This is a genomic window from Dyella japonica (assembly GCF_040545895.1).
In the GTDB taxonomy this organism is placed as follows: domain Bacteria; phylum Pseudomonadota; class Gammaproteobacteria; order Xanthomonadales; family Rhodanobacteraceae; genus Dyella; species Dyella japonica_D.
In genome coordinates this window covers 366,147-378,405 of the sequence record NZ_JBEPMU010000002.1, presented here as the reverse complement: position 1 = coordinate 378,405, position 12,259 = coordinate 366,147, and the positions used below count along the sequence as shown (strand labels likewise).

Sequence of the window (12,259 nt, the reverse complement as noted above, 5' to 3'; positions counted from 1 at the left end):
GGCGTGGCATGCCCTGACGCGGGCTTTCGGCGCGTCAGGGTCGTGGTGGCCAGTGATGTTCTATCGCTTGTCCAGCGAATACCGGCCGGGACCGGCGATGCACAGCAACAGCAGGCCGCCGCTGATGCTCACGTTCTTGTAGAAATTGATCATCGTGCCGATGCGCTCGGGATCGACCATGTGCCAGAACTGGTGGCCGATCACCGCGGCAGCCAGCGTGTAGATGCCCAGCAACAAGGCCAGGGGGCGCGTGTAGAAACCCACCGCAATGGCCAGTCCCACGAAGAACTCCAGGATCACCGCGATGCCGGCGGTGACTGCCGGCATGGGCACGCCGACGGAACCCATATAGGCGACGGTCGCCGAAAAACCGGTGAGCTTGTACCAGCCGAAGATAACGAACAGAACCATCAGCAGAAGGCGAGCAAGAAGAAGCATCCCGTCCCTGCTGCCTGCCAGCAACGTATATCGCATGGTCGTTCTCCCATGACTCTACGCAAGGCATGCGGGTGATGACCCGCGTGGATCGCACCTATAAGGCGGCGCGGTCGACCACACTATATTCCTGCGCGCGTCTTATGGGGCAGCCCCTCTTCGCACTTCACGCATCTTCGGGAATATCGCTCTTGTAGCGATCGGCGGCCACGTCGCGCGACAACTCCGGCGCCATGCGGCGACGTGCTTCGTCGAAGCGGTTCCACTCGTCGACATCGGGCAGCGAGGGGATGGTGATCACTTCGCCCTGGTCGTAACCGGAAAGCGCCGCGTCGACCATTTCATCCACTTCCATGATCATGTGCGCGGGAATGGCGTCGAGGCCGCCGGTCTGTTCCCAGATGTCGGTGCGCGTGACGCCGGGCAGTACGCACTGCACGCGAATGCCTTGCTCCACCACTTGCTTGTGCAGGGCCATGGTGTAGGTCAGCACGTAGCTCTTGCTGGCGGCATAGGCGCCACCGAACAGCTCGGGTGCAATCGCCAGTACCGAGGCGATGTTGATGATGCTGCCTTGGCCGCGCGCGATCAGTCGCGGAAGCAGCGCGGCGACCAGCCGCGACGGCGCGGTGACGTTGAGCTCGATCATCGCCTGCACCGCATCGGGCGGCGTCTGCGCCAGCACCGATCCGCCGCCCATGCCGGCGTTGTTGACGAGGATGCCGATGGTCTCGTCGTCGCGCAGGCGCTGCTCGACCTTCGCGCGTTCGGCGGGCACGGTGAGGTCCGCCGCCAGCACGTGGGTTTTCACGTGATATTCACGGGCAAGACGCGCGGCGAGTTCCTCCAGCTTGGCGATGTTGCGCGCCACCAGCACCAGCGGATGGCCGCGCTGGGCGAAGCGATCCGCATAGGTGGCGCCGATGCCGGTGGATGCGCCGGTGATGAGGACGGTGTCGAGCTGCTCCACAACGGACATGCGGTTCTCCTCGAATGGGGCGTGTGATGGCGGCCGGGTGCCGCAACGCATGCCCGCAAGCTTGCTCCCGCGCTGCGGCGCTGTCACGCCTTTCGAGAAGGCGGGCAACCGTAAAACTACGTAGCCCGCTTGGGTGTTTTTGCGCTCGTGGGCCGTGGCGTCCTGACCGAACATGACGGGGTGAGGGATACGCCCATTCGGCATGCGCGCATCGCCATCACGTACCCGCGCTTCCACGCAGAACCCGGCATCGGGCGATCGACACCCAAAGGAGAATCCACATGACGAAGTTCCAGCGTTCCACGGCTTGCCTGCTTGGCGCGGCGATCGCTCTTTCGGCAGCGCCGCTCGCGTGGGCACAGCAAGCCCGCACCGCCGCTCCCGTCAACTCCACGGTGCATGAGTTGGCGCGCGAGGACAAGACGATCACCGCGACCGTGGTGTCGGTGGACCAGGCCACCCGCCTCATCACCTTCAAGGGCCCCAAAGGCAAGGAAGTCACCGTGCAGGCCGGGCCCGAAGTGCAGAACCTCGATCAGCTCAAAGCCGGCGACCAGGTGACGGCGCATTACCAGGCGGCGGTCGCCTTTCAGTTGATGCCGGCCGACAGTGCAACGGCGGGCGTGGATTACTCGGCAGGCCAGTCGAGTGCGCCGAAGGGCAGCGAGCCCGGCATGAAGGCCGGCCAGACGGTAACGGTCACCAGCAAGCTCACGGCCGTGGACTTGAAGCATCACACCGTGACGCTCACCGGCCCCGACGGCAAGGCGCGCACCATCGAGGTGAAGGATCCCGAGCGCCAGGCGCAGATGAGCAAGCTCAAAGTGGGCGACATGGTGGTCGCCACCTATGTCGAAGCGCTTGCGGTCACGGTGACGCCCAAGGCCAAGGTCAAGTAGGCAGAAAAAAGAAGAGGGCCGCCAGGCGACCCTCTTCTTCGGGAGCAATGTTCGCAGATGGAGAAACCACTGCGAAAACCATAACGCTTGTTACGGAACGCCACCTTCGCGCACCAGTGCCATCACTTCGTAGCACGCGCCCATGGTGTGGTAGTCGGTCTTGCCGGCCGGGCTCTTCTCATCGTCAACCTTGCGATTGTCGCGCGTGAGGATGCGATACCACGCGCCGTACGTGTGATCGACGAAGTGCTCCCACGAGTACGCCCACAGCTTCTCGTACCACGCGTCGTATTCCGCGAGGCCAGTGCGTGCATGCAGCAGCGCGGCCGCGGCGAGCGATTCGGCCTGCACCCAGAAATACTTGTCGTCGTCGCAGACCTTGCCGTCGGGCGCGAAGCCATAGGCCATGCCGCCGAACTCCTTGTCCCACGAGTTGGCAAGCGCGGTGTCGAACAGGTGCTTGGCGGTGGGTACCAGCCACTCCACTTCGCGGCCGCGTTCAAGCAGCAGCGGTTCCATGATCAACAGCAGCTTGGCCCACTCGGTTTGGTGGCCCGGCTGGAAACCCCACGGACGGAACAGATGCTTGGGATTGTCGAGGTTGTACTTCCAGTCGACGTTCCAGTTCACGTCGTAGTGTTCCCACACCAGGCCATCGGCCTTGGCGGCCTGGCGGCGCGTCATGTGGTCGGCAAGCTGCAGCGCGCGTTCCAGGTAGCGCGGTTCGTCGCTGGCCTGGTAGGCGGCGAGCATGGCCTCGCACATGTGCATGTTGGCGTTCTGGCCGCGGTAGTCGGTGAACTCCCATTGGTCGTTCGCCTCGTCGCGGTAGAGGCCCGCGTCGGCATCCCAGTAGCGCTGTTCCAGCAGCTCCCAGGTTTCGTCCATCCACGCCTCGGCCTCGTGCACGCCAGCCTTTTTCGCGGTGGCGTAGGCCAGCAGCACGAAGGCCACGCCGTAGGCGTGATACATGGTGTCTTCGGGCTTGCCGTCGCGGATGGTCCAGGCGTAGCCGCCGGTGGCCGGGCTGCGATGCACGTCGCGCAGGTAGCGCAAACCATGATGCACGGCGTCGAGGTATTCGGCGTTGCCGAACTCGTTGTACGCCATCGCGTAGTTGAAGACGAAGCGCGTGCTGCTCACCAGGTGACGATGGCTGCGGTCGTAGATCGTGCCGTCGTCCTTGTAGTAGTGGAAGAAGCCGCCGGCCGGATCGATGCAGTGCGGATGGTAGAACGCCATCGTGGTGGCGATGTGCTCGCGCAGGAACGCCTCGCTGCGGAAATCGGGCGTGGTGGTCATGCGTAGGTCTCCATGAAACTCAGCACTTCGGCTTCGTCGGGAATGGCCGAGAACGAACCCTGGCGCGTCACGGTGAGCGCGCCACAGGCTGCTGCGAAGCGCAGGGCGGCATGCAGGCGGGGAAGTTCGGTGATCAGGTGGTCGATGCGGTCGTTGCCGTGTTCGAGCGTGGCCAGCTGATAGAGCAGGCCACCGACGAAGGCATCGCCCGCAGCGGTGGTGTCTACCGCCGGCACGGCATACACCGGCAGCTCGCCTTCCACGTCAGGATGGAACCAGCGCAGCGGTTTGGCGCCATCGGTGATGATGACCAGGCGCGTGCGGCCTTCCCACAGTTTCGCCAGCGTGGCTTCCTCGCCGTCGACGGCGAGCCAGGCGAATTCCTCCGCGCTGAGCTTCACCACGTCGGCCAGGTGCAGCGCCGGCCACAACAGCGGACGCGGTTCCACGTCGCGCGGCCACAAGGCCGGGCGCAGGTTGAGGTCAAAGCTCACCAGTGCGCCGGCAGCGTGCGCGCGGCGCATGCCGTCGCGCGTGGTTTCCGCCAGCGCGGCGTCGGTCATGCTGTTGGAGCACACGTGGAACACGGCCGTGCCGTGGAAACTTTCCGCGTGGAAATGCTCCGGACGGAACAGCAGGTCGGCCGACGGCGGACGATAGAAGCTGAAGCTGCGCTCGCCGGTCGCATCGAGCGATACGAAGGCGAGTGCGGTGTTGGCTTCGTCCGTGCGGGCCACGCCGGCCGTGTTCACGCCAGCGCTTTTGAGGCTGTGCAGCAGGAAGTCGCCGAACATGTCCTTGCCGAGCATGCCGGCAAACGCCGCCTCGCCGCCAAGGCGGGCAACAGCAACGGCTACGTTGGCCGGCGCGCCGCCGGCATAGGGAACAAAGCTGCGTGGAAAACCGGCGTCGTCGCCGCCTTCGCTATGGAAATCGATCAGTGCTTCGCCGAAGCAGAGGATAGTGCGTGACATCAACAAAGACTCAATGGGTGGAAGCGGGCGTAACGGCGTTGCGAACGAGTGAGCCGCGCAGTCCGTAGAACACGATGTAGCCGTAGCAGAGCAACGGAAGAATGAAGGCGTGCTGGATGCCCATGTGGTCGGCCAGTACGCCCTGCGCCAGCGGCAGCAGCGCGCCGCCGACGATGGCCATGATCAGCAGGCTCGATGCCTTGCCGGTGAGCGGACCCATGCGTTCGATGCCGAGCGCAAAGATGGTCGGGAACATGATGGAGTTGAACAGGCCGATGGCGATCACGCTGACCATCGCCACGTCGCCATGCGTGAGCATGGTGGTGAGCACGAGCAGGGCGGCGACCGCGGCAAACGCGGCCAGCAGCTTGCGCGGGTTGATGTACACCAGCAGCGCCGAGCCAGCCAGTCGACCGACCATGGCGCCACCCCAGTACAGCGACACGTAATGCGCGGCCTGCTGCTCGCTCATGTGGCCGATCTCGGGCAGCGACAGGTAGTTCACCAGGAAGCTGCCGATCGACACTTCCGCGCCCACGTAGAAGAAGATCGCCAGCACGCCGAACAACACGTGGCTGTGGCGCAGCGCGTCCATCAACGTGTGATGCGTGGCGTCGGCCGCTTCGGTCGATTCGGTGAGCGGCGGCAAGCGGAACAGCCACACGCCCACGGCGAGCACGAGCAAGGCACAGCCCAGCCCGAGGTACGGCTTCTGCACCAATTCGGCCTGCTTCTGGCGATAGCTGGCCAGTTGCTGCGCCGTTTCCGGTGCGAGGTTGGCGCGCACCTTGGCCAGTTGCGCGGCGGCATCCGTATCCAGATGCGAGGAAGCGAGCTTGTCGAGTGCGCCCGCCAGATTGGCCGACGGCAACGCCGCGAACTGCTGCGGCGACAATGCCGACAGCGTGGCGAGCAGCGGTGCACCGGAGAGTTTGTCCAGCGCCTGCGGCAACTGCGCGGTCGGCAGCTGCGCGATGGCGGCGGCCACGTCATTGGCGGGCAGGCGATCGAGCGCCGTGGCGGCGGCATCGTTCAACGCGGCCACGAGGCGTTCCGGCGGCGCCTGGCGAATGGCCTCGACAGCCTGCGCGGGCGGCGCATCGTTGAGCGTCTGCACCAGCTGCACGGTTTCCGGCGCCTTGCGCACGGCATCGGGCACGCCGGCGCTGACGGCGGCGAGAATCAGCAGGCCGCCGAACCACGGGCCGAGCGTGGTGCCCAGCGAATTCATCGCCTGCGCCAGCGTGAGGCGGCTGGAGCTGGTGCGTTCGGGACCGAGCAAAGCCACGTACGCATTGGCCGCCACCTGCAGCACGGTGATGCCGGTGGCCAGCACGAACAAGGCTGCAAGGAACGCCGGATACGAATGCAGCAAAGCCGCCGGCCAGAAACCGAAGGCACCGACGGCGGCAATCGCCAGGCCCGCCACGATGCCCTTCTTGTAGCCGAGTGCAGCGACCAGGCGGCCGGCCGGCAGCGACATCAGGAAGTACGCACCGAAGAAGGTGAACTGCACAAGCATGGCCTGTGCGTAGTTCAACTCGAACACGGTTTTCAGATGTGGAATCAGGATGTCGTTGAGGACGGTCAGGAAACCCCACATGAAGAAGATCGTGGTGGTGACCGCCATCGCCAGCGGGTAATCGGTGTAGCGCGTGGAGCCGGTGGCCGGCGACGACGACGTCGCCGACTGAATGGGTGGAGCTGCGAAGGCCATGCGGAATCCGTGGGTCAGGAAAGAGGGTTGCTGCTTTCGCGCACGACCAGTTCCACCGGCGCGATGATGGTGCCCGAAGGCGCCTGCGGGTCGCGCAGGCGGGCCAGGAGCATGTCCGCCGCCTGTCGTCCGCGTGCTCGCGGTGCGGTGGACAAGGTGGTGAGCGAGGGCATGCTCATGGCGGCTTCGGCGATGTCGTCGAAGCCGGTCACGGCGAAATCGCGCCCTGCCTGCCGGCCGTGCTGGTGCAGGCCGAGCATCAGGCCAAGCGCCACGGCGTCGTTGTAGCAAACCGCGGCCGTGGGAGCGGTGCCCGAGCTTTCGAACAACGCACCTGCCGCGCGGGCGGCATCCATGCGCGTGGGCGTGCTCTGCACGCGCCAGTGCGATTCGACCGGAAGACCGGCCGCATGCATCGCCTGCGTGTAGCCGGCATGGCGTTCGCGCGTGGAACTGGCGTGGTCGTGCCCGCCGAAGAAGGCGATGTGGCGATGACCTTGCCCGATCAGATGCTCGGTGGCCTGACGCGCGCCGCGCTCGTTGTCGAGCATCAGGCGGTCCCAGTGCGCGTACTCCGGCAGCTCGCCGCCGAGTTCGCGGTTGAACAGCACCACCGGCGTATGCGTGCCGACAGCGGCGAGCACCTTGCGGGCTTCGCTGTCTTCGGCCGGCGAGAGGATGATGCCGCCCGGACCGTGCTCGATCAGCGAGCCCAGCACGGCGTGCTCGCGCTCGGCCGAGTCGCCGGAGCTGCCCAGCAGGGTCACGAAGCCGGCCGCGCCCAGGGTTTCGTCCACGCCCGCGGCGAATTCGGCGAAGAACGGGTTCGCCAATTCGTTGATGACCAGGGCCACGCTCGACGACGTACGCCGGCGTAGGTTGGCCGCGGCCCGGTTGTAGACGTATCCCTGGCGCCGCAGTTCTTCCTCGACCCGTGCTCGGGTAACCTTGTTCACGAGGGGACTGCCACGCAGCACCAGCGAAACCGTGGCGCGGGACACACCGCAGCCGGCTGCGATGTCGTTGAGTGTGATCTTTCTACCGACCGGGGTCTGGCTTTCCATCGCAGGCCTGGGTTGATTGGAACGATCCAAAGGTACCTGCGTCCGCGCACGAACGGAACCGATTTCGATGGCGCGACGCAGCATGCAACGATGCCAGCAGAGATGTTAGCGTCTGGCGAAATTAGAACGATTCAAATCTACGCGTTCGGGGAATTCTATGCGTTCTTTGCCTTTCCGTGCATGGCTGCCCAGTTTGCTGGCGGTCGCGGTCTCGATTTCCCTCGCTGCGCCGGCCTCCGTGCGGGCTGCCGAGGGGCATTCGGCCGACGTCGACCCCCGCATCGGCACCGGCGGCGACGGCCACACCTTCCCGGGTGCCACGGTGCCGTTTGGCATGATCCAGCTGTCGCCGGACACGGCGATGCCCGATTTCAAGCATGCCTACAAGTACGCCGCCGGCTACCAGTACGGCGACAGCAGCCTGCTCGGCTTCTCCCACACGCATTTCTCCGGCTCCGGCCATTCGGACCTGGGCGACGTGCTGGTGATGCCGATTGCCGGCGACGTTCGCCTGGAGCAGGGTGACCCGGCCAAGCCCGGCAGCGGCTACCGCTCGCGCTTCAGCCATGACACCGAGGTGGTGCAGGCCGGCTATTACGCCGTCACGCTGAGTGACTACGAGGTGCGCGCCGAGCTCACCGCCGGCCGACGCATCGGCTGGCATCGCTACACGTTCCCGGCTGGCAAGCCGGCGCACCTGCTGCTGGATCTGCGCCCGAGCATCTACGACTACTCGGGCAAGGTGCTGTGGGCCAGCCTGCGCGTGCATGACGACGGCACGGTCACCGGCTGCCGCACCACGCGTGGTTGGGCGCCGGGCCGCGAGTTGTGCTTCGCCATGCGTTTCTCGCAGCCGATGGCCTCGCGCACGCTCTACAACCGCGAAACCGATCTGACCTACAAGGGCTTCAAGGGTCCCGGTGAACAGCCGGAGGACCACGACGCGCAGAGTGGCCGCGCGCTGGAAGGCGTGTTCGACTTCGGCACGCTCAAGCAGCCGCTGGGCGTGAAAGTGGCGATTTCGTCGGTGAGCGAAGCCAACGCCGTCGCCAACCTCGACGCCGAAGGCCAGGGCTGGGATTTCGATGCGCGCCGCGCCGAAGCCCGCGCCCAATGGGACAAGGCACTTGCCTCCATCGATGTGGAAGGCAGCAAGGACCAGCGCGTCGGCTTCTATACCTCGCTGTACCACGCGTTGTTGTCGCCCACGCTGAGCATGGACGTGAATGGCCAGTTCCGCGGTGCGGACAACGCCGTGCACGAGGCCGTCGACAAGAACGGCAAGTTCGAATTCCACTCGACGTGGTCGCTGTGGGACGTGTATCGCGCCCAGCAGCCGCTGATGGCGCTGCTGATGCCCGAGCGCAGCACGCACTTCATCCGCTCGCTCATTGCATCGCGTGAAACCAGCCCGTTCGGCATCCTGCCGGTGTGGGCGTACCAGGGCCTGGAAACGTGGTGCATGATCGGCTACCACGCCGTGCCGGTGATCGCCGATGCCTACGTGAAGGGCGTGCGCGGTTTCGACGCCGACGCCGCATTGAAGGCAATGGTCGCCAGCGCCACCTATGCGCCCTATGGCGACCTGGGCGACTACATGAAGATCGGCTACGTGCCCATCGACAAGGAGCCCGAGGCCGCCTCGAAGACGCTCGAATACGCCTACGACGACTGGTCGCTGGCGCAGATGGCCAAGGCCATGGGCCGCAAGGACATCGCCGCCACCTTCGACAAGCGCGCCGGCAACTGGCGCAATGCCTACGATCCGAAGACCGGCTTCATGCGCGCGCGCAAGAGCGACGGCGCGTTCCGCGAACCGTTCAACCCGGACGCCGCCGGCTACGGCAGCGACTACACCGAAGGCAACGCGTGGCAGTACTCGTGGTACGTGCCGCAGGACGTGGCCGCGCTGATCAAGGCGATGGGCGGCGACGCGACCTTCGTCAGCAAGCTCGACAGCGTGTTCGAGGCCAAGGTCGACAAGTCGCACTTTGCCAACGTCGAGGACATTACCGGCCTGATCGGCTGGTACGCGCACGGCAACGAGCCCAGCCATCACCTGGCCTATCTCTACGACTACGCCGGCGCTCCGTGGCAGACGCAGAAGCGCCTGAAGCAGATCATGGACAGCCAATACGCCACCCGTCCGGATGGCCTGGCGGGCAATGATGACCTGGGCCAGATGTCGGCCTGGTACATCTTCTCGGCGCTGGGTTTCTACCCGGTCACGCCAGCGAGCGACGAATACGCCATCGGCCGCCCGTTCGTGGCGCGCGCTACCTTGCACCTGGCTGGCGGCAAGACCTTCACGGTCACGGCCGATCCGCTGGACGACGCCCATCCCTATGTCGGCGCGGTGACGCTCAACGGCAAACCGCTGGACCGGGTGTTCCTGCGCCACGGTGAAATCGTTTCCGGCGGCGAGCTGCACTTCACCATGCAGGCCGAGCCGAATCGCTCCTGGGGACAGGCTGTGAGCGCCCGTCCGTCCTCGATGAGCGTGTCTACGACCAAGGTCTCAGGCAACTCCGATAAAAAGTCAGCGAAAACGCCGCCTTAAGAGGTGGCGTTAGCTGGGGTGATTCTGCAACCATGCCTGACATGTTGCGCTCATCCTGGAAACTGGCGTCGACACTGCGGCCGGCCATGAAGGACCGGGTCGCCCTGCGCTGGCGCCTGGGCGGCCTGCTGGCGGCCGTGCTGGTTATCGTGGCCTTGCCTTACGTGGTCACGCGCAGTGGTGCCAGCGAAGCCATCCTGGCCAATGAGCGAGTCACCCACTCCAGTGAGGTGAAATCGCTTACCTACCGTATCGCCTATGTCACCAGGGACAGCGAGGCGGCCATCTACCGCCTGATCCACGGTGATACGGACACAACGGTGCGCATGCGCGCCGAGCGGGCCGCGCACGAAACGCCCGGCCTGCTGCAACAGCTGCGCGACATGACCCGCGACAGCCCCGACCAGCAGGCGCTGATCGGCTCGCTCAGTTCCACCGTGAGCGGCCGCCTTGCGCTGAGCGGGCAGGCCATCATGCGGCTCGATCACGGCGACGAGGCGGGCGCATCGGATGCCATGCGCGACTCCGGCACCTTGTTCAAGATGGACGATCTGATCGACGGGATCGTGCGCAACGAGAACAACACGCTGCTCAATCGCCGCGACGCCGCCAACCGCGAATCGTTCAATAGCGAACTGGCGCTGACCATTACGGCGATTGCCCAGGTGTTGTTGCTGGCCATCGTGGTGATCGTGTCCGAGCGGCAGATCAGCCGCCGCCTGCGCGCGGAAGTGCGCGAAGGCCAGGCCGTGCAGCGTTCGCAACTCATCGTGCAGGCCGTGCGTGAGCCGATCGCGCTGCTCGATTCCACGCTCGGCACCTTGCTGGTGAATGCGGCCTTCGGCGAGCTCTACGGCTTGCCGCCCGATTTTCGCCAGTCGTTGCCGCTCACCGAGATCGGCGATGGCGCGTGGACCGACAGTGCGCTGCTGCAGCGTCTGAACGACGTGTTGTTGCTGGACCGCGAGTTGTGGGATTACGAACTGATCCAGCGCACCGTCGATGGCGTGGATCGTCACGTGGTGATCAACGCGCGCCGCCTGGAGCAGGACAACGGCGGCGATCCGGTGGTGTTGCTCACCTTGAGCGACGTCACCGCGCGCGCGCTGGTCGAGCAGCAGGTGAAGGAACTCAACCGCCAGCTCGAAGGCAAGATCGAGCAGGTGTCCGATGTGAACCGCGAGCTGGAAGCCTTCAGCTATTCGGTGTCGCACGACCTGCGCGCGCCGCTGCGCCACATCAGCGGATTTGCCGGCAAGCTGCAGCAGCACCTGGGTGATGGCGCGGACGAGCGTTCGCGCCATTACATCGAAGTGATCAACGACGCCGCCAAGCGCATGGCCTTGCTGATCGAAGACCTGCTGGTGTTCTCGCGCCTGGGCCGTGGCGCGCTGCGATTGCAGCCGGTGGACATGCAGTCGCTGGCCGACGAAGCGCGCGCGCTGGCGGAAACCGATGCGCACGGTCGCCACATCGTGTGGTCCATCGCGCCGCTGCCCATCGTCATCGGCGACGAGAACATGCTGCGCACCGTGTGGCAGAACCTGCTGGGCAACGCGGTGAAATACACCGGCAAGTGCGAGGTGGCACGCATCGACGTGGACGTGCAGCGCCACCGCGACGGCAGCTACGAATTCGTGGTGAGCGACAACGGCGCCGGTTTCGACATGCAATACGCGGGTAAACTGTTCGGCGTGTTCCAGCGGTTGCATCGTGCCTCGGAATTCCCGGGCAACGGCATCGGCCTGGCCAACGTGCGTCGCATCGTGACGCGACACGGCGGACGCGTATGGGCCGACGCCCAACCCGGGCAGGGCGCGCGTTTCCACTTTACCCTGCCGTCTTCGGACCTCGCAGAAAGCTTCGCGCAGAGGCGCCAATGAACCCTCGAGACCTCCGTACCATCCTGCTCGTCGAGGACAGTCTCGCCGACGCTGAAATGGCTTTGGATGCGCTTGCCGGGGCGCACCTGGCCAATCCCGTGGTGCACGTCGAAGACGGCGTGGACTGCCTTGACTACCTTTATTGCCGTGGCGAATGGGCATCGCGCGATCCGGTCGATCCGGCCGTGGTGCTGCTGGACATCAAGATGCCGCGCATGAGCGGCCTCGAGGTGCTCACGCAGTTGCGCGCCGACGACCGTTTCCGCCGCGTGCCGGTGGTGATCCTGTCGTCGTCGCGGGAAGAGAGCGACCTGGCGCGCAGCTGGGACATCGGCGCGAATGCGTACGTGATCAAGCCGGTCGACGTCGACCAGTTTTTCGAAGCGGTACGGACCTTGGGGCAGTTCTGGGCGGTGCTCAACCAGGCACCTGACCATATCTGAGCG

At 65.4% G+C, this 12,259-nt stretch carries 10 protein-coding genes; 4 read left to right on the top strand and 6 right to left on the bottom strand.

What is annotated here, in order from left to right; genetic code table 11:
- Positions 1-60: 60 nt before the first annotated feature.
- Together ABIC75_RS08350 and ABIC75_RS08345 are read right to left on the bottom strand one after the other, a co-directional pair.
- Entirely contained in the window at positions 61-474 is a 414-nt protein-coding gene (locus tag ABIC75_RS08350; protein WP_354013379.1) for a DoxX family protein, read from the bottom strand.
- A 127-nt stretch (positions 475-601) separates the two neighbouring features.
- Positions 602-1,414 (bottom strand): SDR family NAD(P)-dependent oxidoreductase, encoded by an 813-nt coding sequence (locus tag ABIC75_RS08345; protein WP_354013378.1) that lies wholly within the window; start codon positions 1,412-1,414, stop codon positions 602-604.
- 281 nt (positions 1,415-1,695) lie between these two features.
- Here ABIC75_RS08345 and ABIC75_RS08340 point away from each other — a divergent pair, with 281 nt between their 5' ends.
- Positions 1,696-2,313 (top strand): hypothetical protein, encoded by a 618-nt coding sequence (locus ABIC75_RS08340; RefSeq protein WP_354013377.1) that lies wholly within the window; start codon positions 1,696-1,698, stop codon positions 2,311-2,313.
- A 90-nt stretch (positions 2,314-2,403) separates the two neighbouring features.
- Here ABIC75_RS08340 and ABIC75_RS08335 read toward each other — a convergent pair whose 3' ends face one another.
- From ABIC75_RS08335 to ABIC75_RS08315, 4 genes are read right to left on the bottom strand one after another with little or no spacing between them, the layout of a single operon-like run.
- Positions 2,404-3,615 carry an AGE family epimerase/isomerase gene (locus ABIC75_RS08335; RefSeq protein WP_354013376.1) on the bottom strand — a complete coding sequence of 404 codons (1,212 nt, stop codon included), beginning with the start codon at positions 3,613-3,615 and terminating at the stop codon, positions 2,404-2,406.
- Positions 3,612-4,589: a carbohydrate kinase family protein gene (locus ABIC75_RS08330; RefSeq protein WP_354013375.1), complete on the bottom strand. Its 978-nt coding sequence runs from the start codon at positions 4,587-4,589 to the stop codon at positions 3,612-3,614. Before ABIC75_RS08330 ends, ABIC75_RS08335 begins: the two co-directional genes overlap by 4 nt.
- Before the next feature lie 10 nt (positions 4,590-4,599).
- Positions 4,600-6,306, bottom strand: a complete 1,707-nt coding sequence (locus ABIC75_RS23095) for a sugar MFS transporter (RefSeq protein WP_436407896.1) — start codon at positions 6,304-6,306, stop codon at positions 4,600-4,602.
- A gap of 14 nt (positions 6,307-6,320) precedes the next feature.
- A complete protein-coding gene (locus ABIC75_RS08315) occupies positions 6,321-7,370 on the bottom strand; it encodes a LacI family DNA-binding transcriptional regulator (protein WP_354013374.1) in 1,050 nt (349 codons plus the stop codon).
- Positions 7,371-7,527: 157 nt separating this feature from the next.
- Here ABIC75_RS08315 and ABIC75_RS08310 point away from each other — a divergent pair, with 157 nt between their 5' ends.
- The 3 genes from ABIC75_RS08310 to ABIC75_RS08300 all read left to right on the top strand — a co-directional run bounded on the left by ABIC75_RS08310 (position 7,528) and on the right by ABIC75_RS08300 (position 12,256).
- The gene (locus ABIC75_RS08310; protein WP_354013373.1) at positions 7,528-9,930 is read left to right on the top strand and encodes a GH92 family glycosyl hydrolase; all 2,403 of its coding nucleotides are present in this window, start codon (positions 7,528-7,530) and stop codon (positions 9,928-9,930) included.
- 86 nt (positions 9,931-10,016) lie between these two features.
- The gene (locus tag ABIC75_RS08305) at positions 10,017-11,813 is read left to right on the top strand and encodes a sensor histidine kinase (RefSeq protein ID WP_354013730.1); all 1,797 of its coding nucleotides are present in this window, start codon (positions 10,017-10,019) and stop codon (positions 11,811-11,813) included.
- On the top strand, positions 11,810-12,256 hold the full coding sequence (locus ABIC75_RS08300; RefSeq protein WP_354013372.1) for a response regulator: 447 nt from the start codon (positions 11,810-11,812) through the stop codon (positions 12,254-12,256). The genes ABIC75_RS08305 and ABIC75_RS08300 overlap by 4 nt, the downstream gene beginning before the upstream one ends.
- Positions 12,257-12,259: the final 3 nt, after the last annotated feature.

What these genes read in the sequence shown, in the direction of transcription:
- ABIC75_RS08350 (WP_354013379.1), bottom strand. Translation starts at nt 474, where the DNA reads ATGCGATATACGTTGCTGGCAGGCAGCAGGGACGGGATGCTTCTTCTT.
- ABIC75_RS08340 (WP_354013377.1), top strand. Translation starts at nt 1,696, where the DNA reads ATGACGAAGTTCCAGCGTTCCACGGCTTGCCTGCTTGGCGCGGCGATC.
- ABIC75_RS23095 (WP_436407896.1), bottom strand. Translation starts at nt 6,306, where the DNA reads ATGGCCTTCGCAGCTCCACCCATTCAGTCGGCGACGTCGTCGTCGCCG.
- ABIC75_RS08315 (WP_354013374.1), bottom strand. Translation starts at nt 7,370, where the DNA reads ATGGAAAGCCAGACCCCGGTCGGTAGAAAGATCACACTCAACGACATC.
- ABIC75_RS08330 (WP_354013375.1), bottom strand. Translation starts at nt 4,589, where the DNA reads ATGTCACGCACTATCCTCTGCTTCGGCGAAGCACTGATCGATTTCCAT.
- ABIC75_RS08300 (WP_354013372.1), top strand. Translation starts at nt 11,810, where the DNA reads ATGAACCCTCGAGACCTCCGTACCATCCTGCTCGTCGAGGACAGTCTC.
- ABIC75_RS08345 (WP_354013378.1), bottom strand. Translation starts at nt 1,414, where the DNA reads ATGTCCGTTGTGGAGCAGCTCGACACCGTCCTCATCACCGGCGCATCC.
- ABIC75_RS08310 (WP_354013373.1), top strand. Translation starts at nt 7,528, where the DNA reads ATGCGTTCTTTGCCTTTCCGTGCATGGCTGCCCAGTTTGCTGGCGGTC.
- ABIC75_RS08305 (WP_354013730.1), top strand. Translation starts at nt 10,017, where the DNA reads ATGAAGGACCGGGTCGCCCTGCGCTGGCGCCTGGGCGGCCTGCTGGCG.
- ABIC75_RS08335 (WP_354013376.1), bottom strand. Translation starts at nt 3,615, where the DNA reads ATGACCACCACGCCCGATTTCCGCAGCGAGGCGTTCCTGCGCGAGCAC.